We start from the raw sequence: 21,683 nt of genomic DNA on the forward strand, positions 1-21,683 counted from the left end.
TTCTGGGTATAAAATGTGGATAAAACTATGGATACAAAACATAACAGCGCAATGGTATTTACGCACAGTAAACTACAAACCCATATTAAGGCAGCATTGCTATGCAGTGCTGCTATTCAGTTACCTGTGGCAGTGGCTTCATCAACGCTAGCAAATGCAGAGGCGCTACAAGGCGTAGCGGCTGATACAACGGTCAATCAGCAAGCGCTTGACTATGTACAGTCAAAGTTGACTTCCAAACCTGTTACGGTCACGCGCGATCCAAGTTGGGGGCGGCTGGAATTTCTGTCGCAATGTACAGGCTCTGATCCTCGGTGTAGTGGTTTTACTAACGAGTTCGAGTGTTTGTATAACCTTCCGTTTGGAACATGTACTTGGGGGGCTCCGCCTAGTAATAATCCTCCATCCTTTAACAGCAGCGCATCTACTAACTTTGCAGAAAATGACACGGGCACAGTGCTTGATGTTAATGCTGACAATGGTGATGGCGGTAGCAATGACTCAGGGATCACTTATTCCTTATCTGGTACAGACGCTTCGCAGTTCAATATTAACTCAAGCTCTGGTGTCATCACGTTTAAGACTGCACCGGACTATGAATCGCCGGGAGACAATGGCGGCGACAATATTTACAATATTACGGTTACTGCCGATGATGGTGGAAGTAGCAACAACACGGCTACACAAAATATTACCATTACGGTTACAGATATCGATGAGGTTGCACCTACGTTCGATGGTGGAAACTCAACACCGAATGACAATGCGACAGGGGTCTCAGGAAGTAGTAATATTACTATTGACTTCAACGAAAATATAGCCCTTGGAACTGGTAACATTACTATTCGTGACGTCAGTGGTAGTAGTGATTTTGAAGTGTTTGATGTCGCGACAGAAAGCGACGGTACGACGACTAGCCCAAGTGCAGGTCGTATTGGCATTACAAATGATAAAATTTATATAAACCCTACTAATGACCTAACCGGTAATCGCAACTACGCCATTCGTATTGATGCAACTGCTGTTGATGACTCTGCGGGAAACAGTTTTGCGGGGATCAGTGACGATACTACCTTTAATTTCTCGACGGCCAACACCGCTCCTGCAGTTGATTTAGATTCAACGAGTGGTAGCGATAATAGTAGTGCTTCATTTTCTGAAGGTGGTGGTGCGGTAAATATCGCCGCGAATGCTGCTGTGACGGAAGCTGATGGCGACACAATTACCACCATAACAGTAAGTCTTACCAACGATCAAGACGGTGCATCTGAAGGCCTGAATGTCAGTGCATCCGCTCAAGATGCATTGACGGGAATTTCGGGTTCTTCTGATATTTCGCTACAAGATACAATTTCTATAACTGGTGCAACGGCTTCAGCGTCAGAAGTGCAAACGTTCCTACAGGCGATCACTTACAACAATACCTCCGGTACTCCCAACGAAACCGCAAGAACCGTAACTGTTGTGATCAACGATGGTACCAGCAATAGTGTATCTCGCACAGCCACTGTCTCTGTGAGCAACGTTACTGCAGCGAGCAGTGCCGCAGCCGGTTTTAATACAACAAACGGCACAAACTTATCTCCAGCAATCACCTTTACTGGTGACGATGAAACACTGACTATTGCTGATACTAGCCATATTGCTGGTTCAACTGCGGATGGGGGCGCTGGTACCGATACACTATTTGTAGTAACTGGTTCTAATCTAGCTAACTTTACGTCGCTAGCTAATTTCGAAACATTAACCCCAGATAGTAACGGTTCTTTAACGCTGACCGAAACACAGCATGATGCGTTTACTACCATCAACGGTTCAGGTACAAACCAATTTACAATATCTAGTGCTGATGGAGATCAAACCCTAACCGGTGATAGCGATATTGAAACCTATGTGTTAAGCGCTGCAATGAACTTTACCTCGGGGGGCGCGGCACAAAAAGTGACGGGTAGCAGTGGGGATGATACGGTTAATGTAACCGGATTTACCGCAACAGGCGTGCTCTCAGCGGGTACGGGTACCGATACGCTACGAGCGGATACAGGCGCAAACATCAGTGGTGCTACGCTCAGCGGTTTCGAATCACTGACCTTAAGTGATAATGCGTCAGTCACTATGACGGAAGCTCAGCATGACAGCTTTACGACGATTACTGCGGCAGGCTCTGAGAGTATCACTATCAGTGATGTGAGTGATGGCTTGACAGGTAACAGTGCAATTGAAACTTACATACTTTCAGCGGCTAATACCTTTACGCTTGGCGCTGCTGGGCAAAGTGTAACAGGCAGCAGTGGTGACGACACCGTAAATGTTGGTACATTCACAGCTACTGGTACTCTAGCAGGAGGCAGTGGTACAGATACGCTTTCAATTAGTGATGGCGGAAGTATATCTGGGGCGACAGTGAGTGGTTTTGAAAACCTTTCTGTAGCAACTGGTGGCTCTGCAACAGTTTCAGTATCTCAGTTGTCATCGTTTACTGGTACGGTTTCCGGCGACGGCACTAATTCTCTAACTGTCTCTGGTGATGGCGATATTACAACGGTCTCAGCGCTTGAAAATTATACTTTATCCGATGATTCAACCAATTCAAGAACGGTGACCGTGAGCAGTGCGGGTCATTCTGTTACTGGTACTTCAACTTCAGATGCAATTACCTTCGATTTAGGTTCGCTTACCTATACTGGAACAATTACAGGCGAAAATACCACTGCCGATACTTTGTCTTTAAGTTCTGGTGCTGATATTACGGCAGCAAGTATAAACGCGGTCAGTAATTTAACGATAGCCTCCGGCGCGTCTGTTTCCATGACAGTAGCTCAACATGAAAGTTTTACTGGTAATATTTCAGCAGCTGGATCAGAAACTATCAATATCTCTGGTGATGGGGATATCACAACTTTCTCTTCGGTTGAAGTTTATAGTGTTGGTGACGATTCTAGCAATACTAGGACTATTACCATCAGTAACGGTACCACTGATGTTTCAGCAACTGCTAATGATGATGCTGTAACGTTTAATATAGGTGGTAGCTCCTACACTGGCGATTTAACTGGCGATCCAAATGTAGCAGACTCCGTTTTAGCGTCAGATGGTGCGGATGTAACTGGAGGTGGATTCTTCAATATAGGAAACCTCAGCCTATCTAGTGGCGCAACTGTCGCGATTGATGTAGCCAATTTGAGTGATTTTGCAACAGCGATTTCAGGGGCTGCGGGCAGTGAGACATTAAAACTCATGGATGGTGGAACATTTGACTTCTCAACCACCTCGGTTTCTGCCATTGAAGGTATTGCTATAGGAACAAACAGCGCAGCAACGATCACACTCACAGACAACTTTAATGCTGACGGTCAAACTGTGTCGGTTACAAATGCCAGCGGCAGTGCAATCACGTCTGACCTAGTCATAGACGCTTCTGCCTTTTCTAGTGATGTGTTAGAAATAACGGCAACAGATTTGGATGGTTCTGATACGATCACAGGTGGTAGTGGTGCAGACACTATACGTCCTGGCGGCGGTACAGATACCATGACAGGTAACGATGGTAACGATAATTTTGTCGGTGAGCAAAGTGATTTAAATGGTGACACAATAGCCGATCTTAGCATCGGAGATAAGATAACAATTACAGGCGTCACAGGATTATCAACCAGCAATATTCGCTTTAATGGAACTAGTACGCTGGAGATAGATACTAATGCAACCGATTTTTCAGGCGTAGAAATATCACTATCGCTCACAAATTCACCTGGTAGTGATCTTGCGTTTACGGTCGCTGACTCTGGCAGTGATACAGTGATCACCTTTGAAGCTGCGAATGATGAGCCTATCTTTAGTAATTTAAATGGTGGTAATACCTTTACTGAAAATGGAACTTCGATTGCGATAGACAATAATGTAACCATTGCAGATACTGAGCTTGACGCACTTAATGGCGGAAATGGTAACTATGATGGTGCGTCGCTAACGATCTCACGCTCAGGTGGCGCTAACAGTCAAGATATCTTTAGTAACACAGGGTTGCTTGGTACGCTGACTCAGGGAGGTGCACTAAGTTACAATAGTACAGAAGTAGGTACAGTAACAACTAACTCTGCAGGCACACTGGTACTCACTTTCAACAGCAGTGCTACGTCTGCGCTAGTGGATAATGTGCTGCAATCAATTGGCTACGGTAACAGCTCTGAGGATCCAAGCTCATCTGTAACACTCAACTATACCTTTAATGATGGTACGGCAAACAGCACTGGTACAAATCAGGCCGCAGTTACTATTACTCCCGTAAATGATGCCCCTACCGATATTGCATTGACAGCAACAAGCATAGACCAATCGAATACCGGAACTGCCGCGACCGTGGCGACAGCCAGCACCACAGATGTGGAAAGTGGTGACAGTCATACCTATAGCTTGGTTACGGCTGGCAGTAGTGATGGTGGTACATGTAGCGCAAATACGGGTAACGGCAGTTTCCAATTTTCAGGAGATACGTTACAAACGCAAGCATCAACATCTCCGGGTGACTATGTTATTTGTATTCAAACGAGTGATGGAACCGCAAGTTACCAAGAGTCATTCATGATAACAGTCAACGATGACGTGGCCCCAAATGCGCCATCGACACCAGACTTGGATGCGGCTTCAGACTCTGGGGCTTCAAGCTCAGACAACATTACCAATGACACCACACTAACTTTCAGTGGTACTGCTGAGAGCGGGGCGACGGTTAAATTATATAGTGATCAGGTAGGTGGAGGCACCACGGTCATTGGTACTGGCACAGCAACAGGTGGTAATTGGCAAATTACAACGGATCCGTTGACTGCAGGGTTATCACATTCGATTTTTGCGACTGCCACGGATGCGAGCACGAACGTAAGTAGTAGCTCTAGTTCTTTAAGCGTAACGATCGATAATACAGCCCCTACCGCGCCAAGCACGCCAGATCTGACCGCTGGGAGTGATACCGGCTCCTCAAATGCAGATAACATTACTAATGATACAACGCCCACATTCACAGGAAGTGCAACTACCGGCGACACAGTGACACTAATTTCTGATCTTGATGGCGTTGTTGGCTCAGCCATAGCTGCGGGAGGTGCATGGACTATTACTCCAAGTTCGGCGATGACCAGTGGTACGCACGCTATCACAGCGCGATCAACGGACACAGCCGGTAATATTACCAATAGCAATAGCTTATCAATGGTCATTGATACGAGTGTTTCAGTGCCTAGTATTACGACTCCAATTGAGGGTGATGGTCAAATTAATGCCGCTGAAGACAATGATGTCTTGATTGCTGGCTCTGGTGCCGATGCTAACGTGACTGTTAGCGTGAGTATTACTGACGGTTCAGCAACGCTGAATCAAAATGTAACTTCCGATGGTAGCGGGAACTGGACTATCAGTGGCAGTGAGTTCAATGTTAGCGGATTTAGTAATGGCGAATTAACTGTATCGGCGACGCAAACAGATTCAGCAGGAAATATCTCTGGTGCAGCAAGTACCACTGTTACACTCGATAATACAGCACCTTCTGCACCGACAATTACGACACCAATTGAAGGTGATGGCCGAGTAAATGCGGCGGAAGATAATGATGTGTTGATTGTAGGAACGGGCGCTGAAGCGGGTAATAGTGTAACCGTTACTATTCATGACGGTGTAAATAGTTTTAATCGAACGGTCACTGCGGACGGCTCAGGGGCCTGGACTATAAGTGGCTCGGAATTTGATGTCAGTACGTTTAACAATGGCACATTGACTGTATCAGCTACTCAAAGTGACGCAGCAGGTAATACCTCAAGTGCAGCTAGCACCACGATCACATTGGATAACTCAGCACCTTCAGCACCTGCGATCACAACGCCTATAGAAGGCGATGATTTAATAAATGCATCAGAAGATGATGATGTTTTGATAGTAGGAACGGGAGCGGAAGCTGGAAATAGCGTAGTTGTCACTATCAATGACGGTGCGAATAGTTTGGATCGTACTGTCACTGCTGATAGTTCCGGCGAATGGACAATAAGTGGCTCAGAATTTGATGTTAGCACGTTTAACAATGGCACATTGACGGTAACGGCATCGCAAAGTGATGCTGCAGGCAATACCTCAAGCGCAGCGAGCACGACAGTCACGCTAGACAACTCCGCACCAAGTGGGATTTCAGCTGCGATTGACCAAGATTTAATCAATGCAGGTAATGAAACTGCATTTAGCTTCACATTAACGGGCTTGGAATCAGCGGGTAGTTTTACTTATGAAATCTCAGATGGTAGCAGTTCAGTAACTAGCTCAAGTGCAATATCTATAACGGGTACTACGCACCAAGAGACTGGAATTAATGTCACCTCATTAAACGAAGGAACATTGACGTTATCTGTTACTGTAACTGATAACGCTGGGAATGAATCGAGTGCAGTAACTGACACCGTCACTAAAAAGTATAATGTTGCCCCTGTGCTCACAGGCACACCGGCAACGAGCGTCAATGAAGACAGTGAATACGACTCTACGCCGACCTTGACTGATTCTGACACAGCCGATACTCATACCTTTAGTATTACGAATAAACCAAGTTGGGCAACATTTGATACGCAAACGGGTAAACTTTCAGGTACTCCGGATGACTCTCATGTTGGCACGACTTCTAATATTGAAATTTCGGTGAGCGACGGAACGGATAGCGATACACTCACCGCATTTAATATTGAAGTTGTTAATACCAACGATGCACCAACTGGACAAAGTACTAGCTTCACGATAGATGAAGGCGCAACACTAACGCGGGACTTCAATAATGGTCTACTGTCGCTTGCGAGTGACGATGATCTTGATTCCAACGACAGTCTAACGATAGTGAAAGACACCGATCCGCAATACGGCACGTTAACCCTCAACACCGACGGTAGTTTTAGCTATGTTCACGGGGGGAGTGAAAATCATACCGATAGCTTCACCTATCATGTTGAAGACAGCGCTAATGCCAGCTCGCCGGTGTACACCGTAACAATCAATATGAATGCAATTGAAGATGCACCAACGGCTGTGAACGATACGCTGACCACGCTTGAAGATGCTTCTAACTCGGTGAATGTGCTTACCAATGATAGTGACCCTGAAAACAATATGGTTGCTTCATCGGTTACGATTAAAACTCAGCCGACTAAGGGGCAGTTAAGCGTTAATAATGGAGTAGTGACCTTTACACCAACAGCCAATGCCAATGGCTCGGATTCATTTACTTATACGGTTAAAGATTCGACTCAGGCTGAATCAAATGAGGCAACGGTTAGTATTACTATAACGCCGGTAAATGACTTACCAGTCGCGGCTAACTTTACACCGAACATCGATGAAGACACGCCAACATCAGCATTGGCAGTTAGGGTAAATGCAACGGATGTCGAAGATACCAACCCAACAGGGGCTATTGCACTTGAGTCTCAGCCAAGTAAAGGCCAAGCGGCAATAGACTTGAATAATGGCACCATTACTTATACGCCAAATGCCAATGAGACGGGGAGTGATAGCTTTACTTACTCGATTCTTGACAGTGAAGGTGGTAAGTCAAATATTGCCACGATTTCCGTTAATATTGGTGCTGTAAACGACCGACCTGTGGCAGGAAATGACACGGTAACAACAAACGAAGATACTGCAACAACATTGGCAATTCTTGCAAATGACTCTGATGTTGAAGATCAAGGTTTTGATGGTTCGGATATTGTGCTTGAAGATAAAGGCGATGGTGCGGGCAACTACGACCTTGCCACCGTTACGGTTGGTTCAGATGGTGTGCTAGCGATTACACCTAAACAAGATCAAAATGGTACATTGACTTTCACTTATACTATCGAAGATAGTGAAGGATTACGCTCTGACCCTGCAACGGTTACAGTCAATATCACCGCGGTTAATGATGCGCCAGTTGCTGTTAACAATACAGCTCAATTACTCGAAGATGGTAATATTGAAATCAACGTATTGGGTAATGACACGGACGTAGATAGTCAGCTCAATGCCGCAAGTGTTGCAATTGTTAGTCAGCCTCAAGGCGGTTCACTGCAAATACTAACGACAGGTAGTATTGTTTATACGCCGAATGCTAATTTCTTCGGAAATGACAGCTTTACTTATACGGTACAAGATGCCGAAGGTTTAGTGTCGAACGCAGCGACAGTCAATATTACAGTGACATCAGTGAATGATGCGCCAGTTATTTCTGGAGTTCCAGCGACGTCTGTCAATGAAGATGTTGCATACAACTTTACTCCTTCGGCATCGGATACCGACGGTGATAGCTTAACATTCAGTGTGGCGAACCTGCCAGTATGGGCAAGTTTCAACGATACAACAGGTGCGATTACTGGCACGCCAAGTGAAGGACAAGACGGTACTTATAGCGGCATCGTAATTACGGTGTCGGATGGTCAAGCTGACGCATCCTTGCCTGCGTTTAGCATAGTGGTGAATGCTGTAAATGACGGACCAATTATCTCGGGTACACCATCAACAACTGTCAAACAAGACGAAGCATACAGCTTTACGCCGACAGCATCCGATGTGGATTCTCAAACATTGACGTTCTCTGTAACCAATTTACCAGCTTGGGCAAGCTTCGATACGTCCTCAGGTAATTTGACGGGAACGCCGACTAGAGATGATGTGGGCACTTACAGTAATATCATCGTCAGTGTCAGTGATGGTGCATTACAAGCAAGCTTACCGGCATTTGAAATTGACGTTGAGCCGGTTAACGCTGCGCCAGTAGCGAACAACATGCAAAGAACGGTACTTGAAGATGGCACTACGAGCTTCTCAGCAGAGGTTAGTGATGCCGACGGTGATGCATTGACAATGGAATTAGTGTCGCAGCTACAAAATGGTGTAGTTCAAATTCAAGGTACAGTGTTTAGCTATACACCATTGCCGAACTTTAATGGCTCTGATGTATTTACTTACACAGTGTCAGACGGTGAGTTTAAGTCAAATACGGCTTCTGTTGCGATGACGGTAACTTCCGTAAATGATGCACCTATTGCCGTTGATGATAGTTTCACCTTCGATGCTGTGGCTTCCAATCAGTATGTGCTTCCTGTGTTGAACAATGATAGTGATCCTGATGGCGGAACGCTCAGAATTATCGGCGCTAAAGCCTCAATTGGTTCTGCGTTCATAGCCAATAACACCTTGACTTACCAAGCTGTGCAAAACTCACAAGCACCAATAGTCGTTACTTATTTGATTGAAGATGATAGTAAAGCGAGGGCAAAGGCAAATGCTAGTATCACGATTAATGGTACGGGCACGGGCAATGCGCCATCAATTACTGCACCGAGTGACTTAACCGTGAACGCAACAGGCTTATTCACCAAAGTGAATCTTGGTACTGCGGTCGCATCAGATAGCTCAGGGAATCCACTACCGGTATCTTTAGTCAGAGGAATTCCTATCTTTGCGCCTGGTAAACACATTGTTTATTGGCAGGCAACGGATAATCAAGGACAACAAGCCACTGCGAGCCAGAATCTTAACGTCAACCCTCTGGTGTCACTGCAAAAAGATAGTAGAGTTGCAGAAGATCGCAGTCACTCGATTAAGGTGTATCTAAATGGCCCTGCACCAAGTTACCCTGTAACCGTACCTTATACCGTTTCGGGTTCAGCGGATAGCAGTGATCATGACTTACAGTCGGGTGAAGTGGTAATAAGCTCAGGCACGAGTGCTAGCATCAGCTTTAATATATTTGCTGATGGTATAAGTGAAGATAACGAAACCATTGTGATCTCCCTGAGTGACTCAGTAAACAGAGGGGCTAATTCTACTTCAACAGTAACAATTGTTGAACAAAATGTGGCACCAAGTTTATCGGCAGTTGTGCAGCAAAATGGTGAAGAGCGTAGCTTAATTACCGCCTCTAATGAAGTGGTTACCATAGAAGCCGTGGTTGCGGATCCTAACCCGAATGATCTTGTGAGTGTCAGCTGGCAGCCGGATGCGGCGCTAGTCAATACATCGAGTGATCCATTTATCTTTGAATTTAACCCTGCCAATGTCCCGGCGGGTATTTATAAAGCAAGGGTTACGGCTGAAGATAATGCGACGCCAAGTCTGTCAACATCTCGCAATGTCTTTATAGAAATTGTTGACTCTTTAGCACCGTTGACCGGAGAGGATAGTGACGGTGATTTAATTCCGGATGATCAAGAAGGCTATGCCGATGAAGATGAAGACGGTATTCCTGATTTCATGGATGCGATCACTGATTGTAATGTGGTGCAAGAACAAGCGTTAGAATCTAGCCAGTTCTTGGTTGAAGGTGACCCAGGTGTATGTTTACGTAAAGGCGCTACTGTGCCACAAAATAATACGGGTGGTCTACAGCTGTTGGAATCAGAGCTGCCTTCAGATCCCAATGCCAATAATGCAGGTGGTTTGTTCGACTTTATTGCGACGGGGTTACCACAATCCGGTGATGTATATAGTATCGTTTTACCACAACGCAAACCTATTCCACTTAATGCGGTTTATCGCAAATTAATAGGTGGTGAGTGGCAAGACTTTGTGATTGGAGAAGGTAACGAGTTGCTCTCAACTCAAGGTGAGCCAGGTTTCTGTCCTCCTCCAGGAAGCAACGAATGGAGCGCAGGCCTTAGCGATGGTGATTGGTGTGTGCAACTACGTATTGTTGATGGGGGTCCAAATGATGATGATGGTATTGCCAATGGCAGTATTGTCGACCCAGGTGGAATTGCAGTACCAATCTCAAATAACGCACAACCTGTCGCTAACGCTGATAGTGTGACAATTGTCTCTGGTCAAACAATTATAATTGATGTGCTCGAAAACGATACGGACAGTGACAATGATACACTTACCATAACGGGGGCGAGTGTCGATTTCGGTGTTGTTAGTATCGAAAATAATCAATTGAACTATACGCCTCCAGCTGCATTTATAGGCAATGCGACTATTCAATATAGTGTGACTGATGGACAGGGCGGGTCGAGCAGTAGTACTGCGACAGTTTCTATTATCGCCAATCAACCACCGCAAGTGTCGAATGACACCGCAACCTCAAATGGTGCGCAAATCATTATCGATGTACTTGCAAATGATAGTGACCCTGAAGGTGGAATATTAAGCATTGTTTCTGCAACTGCAAGCCAAGGTACAGTGGCCATTAATATTGATGGTACGCTGAGTTACACACCAAAAGTTGGGTTTGAAGGTGTTGATACAATTAACTATGTTGTTAAAGATGAATTTGGCGCTATGGCTGAGGGTCAGGTAAGCGTCACGGTATCAGTTAAACAAGTTACATCCATAACTAATAAGTCCTCAGGGACTATGGGAGGCATGTTGTTACTATTAATCAGCGCGCTGGTACTGCGCCGTAAAAAATCACTTTTACCCGCTTTTGCATTGGTGAGTACGAGTTGTTTATTAAGCACACAAGCACAGGCGAGCAATTGGCAAGTGGAGGCAACGCTCGGACAATCTACAGCAGATAGTGAAATTAACGCTTCAGACTTAAACATCGTCAACTTAGATGAAGAAAGCAGTAGTTGGTCAATAGGGGCGTTTTATGAATTAGTCCCTAATTGGCAAGTAGGACTTCGCTACATTGACCTTGGTCAAGGAAGCGTGGAGTTTACCGGCTTAAGTGCGGATCCTGAGCAAAGCCAAATGGCTTTGGCGCGAGTTGCCCCGGTTTTGCCTGAAGGTCCTGCATTACAATTCAATTACTCAAAATCATTTGCAGATAAGTTTGTTGGTAAAATGTTCTTGGGTGCGTTTAATTGGGATTACAAGATTAACAGCGTTCGGGATGGTCGATTTTCCACTCGTTACGAAGACAGCGGTACTAGCGGTTACATAGGAGGCGGTGTTCATTATCAACTCAGTGAAGCTTTGACATTAGGAGTAGATTTTAGCCACTACTTCATTTCTGCAAATGATGTAAACGACTTAGCACTGAATTTGAGCTATCGTTTTTAAGTTTAACTACAGTTTTAGCATTGCAAAGGCCTCAACTACATGTTGAGGCCTTTTTATATTGAACGTCACCCGGTACCAGCGTGTTTCATGATGGAGACATTTTGATGCAAGGCAAGCTTCTTCAATAACTTATTGGAAATCTTTATCTGCTTTGAATCGGAAAATACATATGAGGGATGGGATAAACATTAAAGAAAAAGCTCTCTTGCGAGAGCTTTGGGCTATGTTTACTCTTAATTAGTTTTTTAAAATAACTTTTAGAAGAGGGGGAAAGTTATTGAAATTAACTAGTTAAGAGTAATTTGGAACTTTTCAGATTGTTTTTCCTGAATGGCATTTATTCGACTGCCAGATTTAAATTTGGTATCGATAGCGCCTTTTCGGGTACGGAACAATGTTACAGTCGTGTCGCATGGCTTTGTTTTATCCAGTGTGTCATCATTAAAGCCTGCTAATTCACTCAATAGAATTTTATATTGCCCACCAGACTCTAGTATTTCAGATTCGAAGCTTATAAGGCTTGAGTCGCCAGTCGTCTTTGTACAAAACGATTTAAATTCGAGAAAAAGCTTGGTATTGATGTCTTTTTCCTCTCTCCACTCGACCAAAATGTCGTCATTACGGTTGAATCGTTCAGAAACTGGAGCGTAAAGTTTTATTGGTGCAGGAAGTTTCACTTTAGAGGTTAATTTTTCATTCTCTTTATCACGAATGAATTCAAGTGTTAGCTCAGAATTTTTTGCAGTTGCTGTAAAATAACCTTGATAATCGACATCGAATAGGTCGTTATCCTTTACCAATATCTTTCTTTCATTACCGAGTGTTGCTCTAACACTATCTCCATCAGAAAGAATGACGTTCGCACCAGAACTACTGTTTAAATTGAACTCAGTAACAACTCGGGAGCCTTCAGTATTTGAAGTAACACGAATATCCGCCCAAATCCCTTCTGTTTTTACTACATCTGATTGTGTTGATTCAGTTGAACAACCAATTATTGATGCTAAAGCAATGCAGCTCGATAAAACGCTGGCTCGTTTCACGAATATTTCCTTTTCTTCAATATGTGCAAAAAGAGTGTAGCGCTATTTTAATGTTTCTAGAATAGGGTTTAACAAATTATAACAATTTGTGGTGATGTAAAGTAGAAAGGGAACCTCCATGTTCCTAGATAAAAACGCTGTCATATTATTGTGTAAATATGAAGAAACAATGGAGGTATCTGACTTAACTGGCGGTGTTTATTGAATATCAGATAGCGTAAGCATATTTGACATCACTTCTTTACCTTCCACATCTTTTAAGCCAATTGTGATTGTGGGATCTGGTTGAGACCAATCAATATCGATGAACCCATAGTTCACATCATGAGTAAACCCAGACACTCGGTGTTGATTTGGGCTGACTTGTTTCCACTCTTCTGTAAGCCCCGAGCTGGTGACTTCCCAAAAAGGGTAGTCCTGATGTACTACCTTCGAAATTTCACCCCAGTGTGTATCACCGCTAATAATGATAACGCCACCAAGTTTTTCGCGCGTGATGAAGTTCAGAAGGCGTGATCTATCAGTAGGGTAGTTGGCCCAAGCTTCCCACCCAGTAAATTCGGGTAATAATTGTAGACTAGAGGCGATAATTCGAATAGCGGCAGGTTTTTTTAACTCAGACTCAAGCCATTGCCACTGCTGATCACCCAGCATACTCGTATTTGGAACCGGGCTATACGGTCCCCTATTTTTTGGCTTACGTTTGTTGTCGTAATCTGATTTTGATACTGACGTTAACGCCGGTCGGTTCCATCTCAAGTCGGGCATAATGACGCGAATTAGCTGATTTCCTTGGCCATATTCATACGAGGTATAAATTCCGGAGTCTCTAGTGCGTCGCAAAGAGTTTGCAGGCTCATGCCAAAAGTCTAACATGATCTTTCGTGAGGCTTCTTTTTGAGAATATTCCAAACCTGCGTCATTTTCACCGTAGTCATGGTCGTCCCAAATGGCGATAATTTGAGATTGTTGCCGTAGTTCTTGTATAGCCGCGTTTGCGTTAAGCTTTTCATATTTCTTCTTAAGCACATCCATATCCGTGGTGTCACCATAGATGTTGTCTCCGAGAAAGATAAATAGCTCTGGGTTCTCTTTATTAATTGCCGCTAATATAGGCATAGGTTTATCTTGATGAGAACATGAACCAAAGCGAATTGTTGACAAAGTGGCTTGCTCATTGGCATACACGTTCATTGCAACAAACGTCATTAAAGGAAATAGCATGAGACAAGTGAAATGCTTGCGCTTAGCGAGTTTAGCTCGTTTTAGTTTGATCATTGCGCGATGCCTTCAAGCGGAGGTGCTATCTTGGGATTAAAGGTAGAAGAGTTTTGCCCAAGTAATTGAAGCGCAGTCGCGGTAACTTGCGACAAGGTTTGCTCTTGCTTTGGGATCACTAATCCTTTGGCTTTTATCTTGGGTCCGATTGCTGCAAACCAAACTTGCTCAGAACCTACGATCCCCTCAGGCTGCTTCTCAAGCATGCTCGGGTAGTTCTTTTCAATCGCTGCTTTTGATGAGTGGTGTCTCCAGTCCTCACGATCCATGCCTCGGCCGTGATCGGTAGTAATGAGTAGGTAGGTGTTGTTTTTGTATTGCGGAATTGCTTGTAAGGTTTGCCATAAGTCGGCCAATATTTTATCAGCACGGTGAATACCTTTGATGTACTCGTCGTAGTTTCCACCATGCGCATAATCATCTGGCTCGCCAAGTGCTAGCATCATCACTCTTGGTTTTTGGGTTTGCAGATAGGCTTTTGCATATTGATACGTAAAGGCATCTAAGCGCACTGAGGACCAGGGGCTCGGAACTTGCTCTTGTAATTCATTTAAAAATTGCAGCTTGGGATTAGTTGTGTGTTTTGCAATTTCAAATCCAGCGTTTATGTGCAATTTGCTCCTTTCACGATTAAAAATCGCGGGGAACACGTCCCAGCTACCAAACACGGCAAGGTTTGGCTCGAAACTAGGCTGAGATTGAAGCCATTCTAAAAACGATATATTTGGGTTCGGATTTTTGTCATTTGAGTCAATATTGGGATCGGCAATACCAGTAATTACCTCGTTGTAACCCGGGTATGAAAAATACCATGGATTGGAAACTCGCATTGTTGAGTTTTGTTTTCTATCGCCGAGAATAACGCCGTTTTCGACTACGTATTGCCATAAGAATGGCATCAGCTTTTCACGGCTTTGTTGAGCGTTGTGCCCTTGAAAAAGTGTTTTTAGCGCTTTTGGATCGCTTGTTGATTCTTTATCGGAAACTAACTGATTATCCAATCCGTAGAACACCTCTTGCCATCTAACACCATCTATTGTAACCAGAATAAGGTTCGGATCACTTTGCTTTGCTTGAGTAAATACACTAAAAGTGAGTATGAATAACCACATTGCACGCTTCATTTTATCTCCCAATCCACATTAGGGCGTATCTGTGTAAAAAGGGCACTGAAGTGCCCTTATTTACTTGTTTTTATTATTAAAAAGTGAGCTTAAAGTTCACAGCAGCGGTGCGTGGAGCACCTATCCATGCAGATTGACCTGCAATACCACCCAAATAACTTTCATCAGTTAGGTTATTGATAGTTAATCTTAGTTCCATATTTTCAACACCAGATAGCGGTGAATCAATCGCAACACCGGCATAAAAATCTGAAGTCATATAGCTATCGACTCTTTGAGTATTCTTTGCATCCATGTAGCGTTCGCCCACCCATTTCGTTGAAAGACCCGCGAAATATGGTCCCTCAGCCCAATCAATAGAAATAACGGCTAAATCTTCTGCAGAGCCAAATACTGTGTTACCCGCCGGGAAGTCATTCAAACCACCCGTGTAGGTGGAATCGTTATATGTATATGATGCATAAATACCCCAGCTGTTGGTTACATACCAAGTTGCAGAAGCTTCAAAACCGTTCGACTCGATACCACCAACATTCACATATGAACCATTAGTGCCAATCAGATAATCAATACCATCTGGTGAATCTGGAGCTATAAAACTAATTCGGTTATCAAACGTTACATCATAATAGGTCAGGCTGGCATTAAATTCGGTAGATGAATACCTAAAACCTAAATCAATGTTTTCAGCAGTTTCAGGCTCGATTTGCTCTAGTGCAGAGGCTTCGCGCTCTAGTACGTTGTCTTTTATAGCTGCAAAGTTTTCGGCATAGCCTGCAAATAACTCTAGGCCTTCGATTGGCATAGGGGCGACGATCCCTGCGCTTAGCAATGCGTCAGAGTCTGAGTCTAGCGCCACTTTTTGACCGCTAAACTTGTCGAGACCTTCTAACTCGACCAAGAATTTCTTGGCGCCAACACGCAGTCGAGCCAAGCCAAAGTCTAATTCATCCTCAACGTAGAGCATGGTTGTATCGACATTAAACTCACGGCTATATTGGATCCAATATGGCGTATGATCAAAATTAGCTGAGACTCGAGCATCAATACGCTTGTGCCAATCTCGCCATTCTTCACGTTGGTAGTCTTCATACCAAAACCCTGCGCGAATGGTGTTATCCATATCGGCAATTTTGCCGTAGAAAGTAAAATCAGCATTGATCCCGAGACGGTCTTTACCGTAGTGCGTATGTCGATAAGAGCCTACCGGAATTGCGCCTGTACCATAACATGCCGGATCATACTCTTCGTCAGCACCACCGTATGGGAAAGTCAGGCTTGAGGTACATTTTGCATTTGGTTTTAGTGCTTTACCTTCGCTATCAACGAAGTAAATGCGTCCGATAGGACTACCGCCAGTATAAGGTACAGTACCTGTTACTTCTGAATGAGGTTGATTTAATCCGTCGTTGTTGATATCAACTAAATAGGGAGGAACCCAATCACCACGACCTTCATTGGTGTGATAATAGACATTACTCGTTAGTGCCCAATTAGTTTGTTCATAGGTTGCTTCTATGTAGCCGAAAATGTTTTCGCGGTGTGTACGCCAGCCATTGCGGTATACTTGGTCTATATGTGGAATACCGGTGATAGTATCCGTTAGTCTATCCCATGCTGGATCTGCTTCAAATTGTTCTTGACTTACACGTTGGTAGTTTGCTTCAACCACATCGTCATAAGATGCATAAGCTTTTACCGTTAGCGGGCCTTTTTGGTGTTTTATTTTAGCGGCTAAATGGTCGCGTTCATTATTCGCGACTTGTTGGATCCAGTCTGAGTTACTTGAGCTAGAAACGCTGATCCAAGCATAGGTATTCTCAATTATTTCACCGGTTTCATAACGAGCGAAGTACTTTTGAGCTTCAAAGTCACCACTGGTGATAGAGAGCGTTAAGCCTTGTTTTTCAGTGGGATCGATGGTTGTGAAGTTAAGTGTACCACCCAATGCCTCATTGGAGCGTGAGGCAATATCAGCGGTACCTTGAGATACTTGCACTGCACCCAAGTTTTCAGTATCAATGTAGCGGTTTGCTTTCGCACCACCACCATAGTTTGAGTTACCATTGGCAATGCCATCAACCGTAATACCGATTTGCTGCTCGTCTAAACTCAGCTGAAAGCCACGAATAGAAACAGTGGTTGACCAGTCGTCAGAACCAAAAGTATCCCCTTCGTTGATGAGTACACCAGGTAAATTATCGATAACTGCCAAAGCTGATGTCATAGCAGACTGTTGCTTGCTCATTTCGTCACTTGTTGCGTTATTTGCAAAGGAAACACTTTGTCCAACAACCGTAACTTCTTCAATGACTTTATCGTCTTTAGTCTTGTCATCGTTAGCGTAGGCGTTAATTGCTAGGGTGGATAATAGTGCGGTAGTGATCAGGTTTAGCTTGCGTTGCGTTTTCATAATTGTTCCAACTTCTAGGTTAATTGTGATCGCTGAAAGAGTCGGCGCAAGTATGGGGAGCTTTTATGACAATTCAGGCCATTTTTATTGAACGTTCAATTAATAAAAGTTTAAAGAATTAAGACACTGGGCATATTTGTATTTTATTCGTGGGAGGTAAGATCTATATTTGAGAGTGACTCTGAATAGCAAACAAAGGAAAAGCGGAGTTATTCACAACGAATAACTCGAGGATTAGTTAGGAACTAAATTAATTGGGCACTGGGAGCTGCCGAGTAAATCCAGCAGGTTTTCCCCGAGCTTAGTGTTGCTGAAATACGTTGATAGTCATCCACTTCGTACTCGTCTGCTTGAGCTAATTCAGCTTCAGTGATTAAAAATACAGTGCCCTCGACTTCATCCTCTACATTACCTGTCGCGATTAAAATAGGATGAATATCCTTTTGGCTACTGGCAATCACAGTGGGATCTGTTATTTTAACTTGGCCAATTTTAAATCCACAAAGTACCGCTTTCTCGCCTTCTAATCGTCTGCCGAATGTATCAAGTTGCACTTGCTCCTGTTGCAATGTGCCGTACGAAAATAATGCTTGTATCACTTAATTCTAACCCGTTGTTCCCCTGTTAGTTCTAAGTCTAAGCCGCGACATTTTCTCGGTCAATCAAGATCTTGCGGTCTACCCATATCGGACTGACTATAATCGCATACGCCCTTAGGATAAATTTGTTTAAGTGTGGTGAGTTGTGTTGAGATATCTACATCCCCGTATATCCCTTGGGCACGCGCCTCTTCAATCGATATTTTATGACACTTAAATATATCACCAGCCCAGTTTGCACCGGCTTGAATTCTGCTAGTAGAAAACATCGGATATCTCGCAGTACAGGTCCCTTGCGGCTGGTTATTCCAGATACCATTAAACACAGCTTTGCCGCTGGCGATGACTTTACCTTGTTCGTCGAAACACGTATCAGCAAGTGTCTTCGGTTTTGCGTCTGCAACGGATAAATTTGGCTGTGCTTTGAGGTTGAGTAACCATTCATCCATTTTTTCAAATGCGAGTTGAGTTGGATTAAACGCTTGATGTGCGACCCAAATTACTTGATTCTCTGGGTTTGAATCTGCGGCGGACATTCTCAATCGAGTATAAAATGAAGCAGACATATGATGCATATCTAGCTCATTCTCAAGATAATGTCTGGCGTCAATGATGGGAATATCAACTTTGCCAATAAATACCTGTCCAGAGCGATATGCTTTTTCCATCGCCGCGAGGCTACCGCTGTGCCTCGGTGCGACACCATTATCATCTGGCGTGGTGATATTATGATTGCCCCAAAGAGTGAGCCAAATAGGTACTTTGTGGCCAAACGGTAATACAATTTCTTCTTGTTGCATTTGGTTTTGGGGCTTCCATCCGCCTATTTTTTTGTTGAGATCAATAAATTCAGCCATTGTGATTTGCTGAGCCTTTAATGCTTCTAGCCCATATTGAACGCCTTCGTTATCCCAAGTGCTTAATCCTAAGCCTGATTGATCCGTGCCAAATACGTTGGCCATGTCCTGCCAGTAACTCCAGTTTGTTCTCTCTACTACCTCATCCTCAAAAAAGGCCCTTAAAAACCCTTGCCTTGGATTATTAATAAAAGTAGATAATCCAAAGTAGCCATTAATACATTCACTATTACCATCAGGAAAGGAGGGCACAAATCCTGACATTAATTGGTTGAGTGGTTGCAAAAAACCAGCCCTTTGCGGAAAGTCGTTAATTGCATTCATGCCTTCAATATGACGGCGGCGGGTCCAATCACGCCATGCTTTTCTGTCATTAGCTCTAAAAGTAAAGTAGTTATTTAGTAAATCACAATCTAACGCGTAAGTGGTTTGGGTGATCATATCAGGGTAACTATAAAGTGGGATAAGGCCGTCTAAGATCCCTTGGCTATTTTGTGCAATCAAATATTGTGCGAGTCCACCGCCAGAGCCGCCAATTCCGACCGTATAGAGCGGCTCTCCGTACAAACTTGTGAATTGCTTTTTTACCCGTCTTGCGGTGTCTTCGGCCAGTAACATGTTGTAGGTGTAGCTGGTTTTATTGCCACTAGAGCTTATAACTGCGTAGCCAAGCTTTAACTGCTCAAGCTGTCTATCTATCACACGCTCTGGTTTTTGCCTGCCTTGTCTAAAGCCAATCCCAGAACCACCATTAAATTGGTAGATAAGTCGGTTATTCCATTGAGACTTTGCCTGTCTATCACCCATTTCGTCAACTGTGATTGGCATTACTATGGTATAAATGAAGCGATTTATGGTGCCTTGCTCAACGCGTAACAGTAAGTTTGTGTCTATCGTTTTGCTTCCCTTGTCTAACTGCTTGATTTGATTGTCAGAGGTTATCGCAAAGTAGCGTAACCGTGTTTTTGCCATGCAATCTTTACTAAAACCAAGTACTTGGTTTGATTGCTCATCCATCACCGGCACTCCGAGTCCCGCGTGGTTATCTATCTCTGGCTGACCAAGGCCAGAATCGAGAGTCATACAGTAAAAAGGATATTGGTTAGGGCCAGAGTATAGGTTGGTATTAGGACCAATATCTCCTATCGCAATCGGAAATACGAAGGTATCGACGGGCCTTGTAACTTTTGAAATATGCGGATAAAACTCAAGAATAGGATTGCTTTCGCTGTTTGCTATTTTTTCTACACTGTGTATTTCTTCTTGCTCACTCGTTAGCCAAAACCAATAACCACAAGCGCCAAGAATAATCAAAGATAATAATGCAGTGAGCCAAGAAAATAAGGACTTCATATGAGCTCCTTCGAGTGCGAGGCAAATGGATAAACGGATATTATAAGTGTAGAACTAGATCATCGCAGTGTGGTTATTTGTTTGTTATTTGAACATGAAATTATTGCGTTAGGAATTAAAAATCATCACCTAAGTATTTAATCTCAATAGTTTTAATTGTTTTATCCGAAACCTTTTCTAAGAGCGATTCGATACGTTTTGCCATCGCTTGGTTAGCGATGTTGTATCCCATAAATTGCTGCTCAGCATGAAAAGGACGCGGTAGAAAAGTAACTTCTAGTTGATGGCGGCGGATCATCTCTAAAGCCCACACTTTATCAACTAAAATGGCATCAACTCTGTTGTTATTGAGTACGCTAAAAAACTTTTTGCCGTCGTCATGGTTTTGCTCATAAAACGAACGGCTGACAATGGCTGCGTTGATTTTTTTCAGCCCTTGTACAGCCGCTTCCGGGTAGCTGTAATCCTCTGAGATCATGACTCTTGGGGCGGCAAGTTGATAAAAGTCATCAGGGTTGCTGAAGCGACCTTGTTTTACCGCAAGAGAGAGCAGCCAAGTGGTGAATGACATATCAATGATTGGAAAGCCATCGGCCTCATCCACATGTAAAGTAAAATCAAAAGTACCATCGGCAACGCCTGCTAAACAGCGACGATAAGGAAGTTCATGAAATGTCACTCGATAGGGAGTGCCAATAAGTGCTGATTTAATTATATCAACCTCTATGCCCCGAACTTGTTTTTGCTCATTAACAAAGCTATAAGGCCACCACCGCTCAAAGCAAATGTGTACCGCACGACTATCCGTTTTTGCCAGCGCGTTGGTACTAAGTAGGGCGAGTAGCAATAAGAGAACAATTTGCATCAGTGCGTTTATCCTAAATTACCTTCTCTAAGCGTAATGATAGATTGGAAAAAGTGCAACAAAAGAACATATTATGGGCGTTTCATGTTTATACAAAAATCAATTCAATGTGGCTACTATTAACATGCCTTTGCACACA

General features: G+C 43.7%; 8 protein-coding genes. 1 reads left to right on the plus strand and 7 read right to left on the minus strand.

The window, feature by feature from the left end; genetic code table 11:
* Nucleotides 1-27 precede the first annotated feature (27 nt).
* Entirely contained in the window at nucleotides 28-12,012 is an 11,985-nt protein-coding gene (locus PPIS_RS23240) for an Ig-like domain-containing protein (protein ID WP_010377800.1), read from the plus strand.
* A 287-nt stretch (nucleotides 12,013-12,299) separates the two neighbouring features.
* On the opposite strand, the gene PPIS_RS23245 is transcribed toward PPIS_RS23240, so the two are convergent.
* The 7 genes from PPIS_RS23245 to PPIS_RS23275 all read right to left on the minus strand — a co-directional run bounded on the left by PPIS_RS23245 (nucleotide 12,300) and on the right by PPIS_RS23275 (nucleotide 21,544).
* On the minus strand, nucleotides 12,300-13,055 hold the full coding sequence (locus PPIS_RS23245) for a hypothetical protein (RefSeq protein WP_010377801.1): 756 nt from the start codon (nucleotides 13,053-13,055) through the stop codon (nucleotides 12,300-12,302).
* Nucleotides 13,056-13,253: 198 nt separating this feature from the next.
* On the minus strand, nucleotides 13,254-14,333 hold the full coding sequence (locus tag PPIS_RS23250; protein ID WP_010377804.1) for an alkaline phosphatase D family protein: 1,080 nt from the start codon (nucleotides 14,331-14,333) through the stop codon (nucleotides 13,254-13,256).
* The gene (locus tag PPIS_RS23255) at nucleotides 14,330-15,457 is read right to left on the minus strand and encodes an alkaline phosphatase family protein (RefSeq protein ID WP_010377806.1); all 1,128 of its coding nucleotides are present in this window, start codon (nucleotides 15,455-15,457) and stop codon (nucleotides 14,330-14,332) included. The genes PPIS_RS23250 and PPIS_RS23255 overlap by 4 nt, the downstream gene beginning before the upstream one ends.
* A 76-nt stretch (nucleotides 15,458-15,533) precedes the next feature.
* Nucleotides 15,534-17,870, minus strand: coding sequence for a TonB-dependent receptor (locus tag PPIS_RS23260; RefSeq protein WP_010377808.1), 2,337 nt, complete (start codon nucleotides 17,868-17,870; stop codon nucleotides 15,534-15,536).
* Nucleotides 17,871-18,115: 245 nt separating this feature from the next.
* Nucleotides 18,116-18,469, minus strand: a complete 354-nt coding sequence (locus tag PPIS_RS23265) for a gamma-glutamylcyclotransferase family protein (protein WP_010377810.1) — start codon at nucleotides 18,467-18,469, stop codon at nucleotides 18,116-18,118.
* 59 nt (nucleotides 18,470-18,528) lie between these two features.
* Nucleotides 18,529-20,679 (minus strand): DUF6351 family protein, encoded by a 2,151-nt coding sequence (locus PPIS_RS23270; RefSeq protein ID WP_010377812.1) that lies wholly within the window; start codon nucleotides 20,677-20,679, stop codon nucleotides 18,529-18,531.
* A gap of 115 nt (nucleotides 20,680-20,794) precedes the next feature.
* Nucleotides 20,795-21,544: a substrate-binding periplasmic protein gene (locus PPIS_RS23275; RefSeq protein WP_010377814.1), complete on the minus strand. Its 750-nt coding sequence runs from the start codon at nucleotides 21,542-21,544 to the stop codon at nucleotides 20,795-20,797.
* Nucleotides 21,545-21,683: the final 139 nt, after the last annotated feature.

It is taken from the genome of Pseudoalteromonas piscicida, from assembly GCF_000238315.3.
Lineage (GTDB): Bacteria > Pseudomonadota > Gammaproteobacteria > Enterobacterales > Alteromonadaceae > Pseudoalteromonas > Pseudoalteromonas piscicida.

Bases quoted from the DNA above. Each gene is read 5' to 3' on its own strand.
- PPIS_RS23250 (WP_010377804.1), bottom strand. From the start codon at position 14,333: ATGATCAAACTAAAACGAGCTAAACTCGCTAAGCGCAAGCATTTCACT.
- PPIS_RS23255 (WP_010377806.1), bottom strand. From the start codon at position 15,457: ATGAAGCGTGCAATGTGGTTATTCATACTCACTTTTAGTGTATTTACT.
- PPIS_RS23270 (WP_010377812.1), bottom strand. From the start codon at position 20,679: ATGAAGTCCTTATTTTCTTGGCTCACTGCATTATTATCTTTGATTATT.
- PPIS_RS23260 (WP_010377808.1), bottom strand. From the start codon at position 17,870: ATGAAAACGCAACGCAAGCTAAACCTGATCACTACCGCACTATTATCC.
- PPIS_RS23275 (WP_010377814.1), bottom strand. From the start codon at position 21,544: ATGCAAATTGTTCTCTTATTGCTACTCGCCCTACTTAGTACCAACGCG.
- PPIS_RS23240 (WP_010377800.1), top strand. From the start codon at position 28: ATGGATACAAAACATAACAGCGCAATGGTATTTACGCACAGTAAACTA.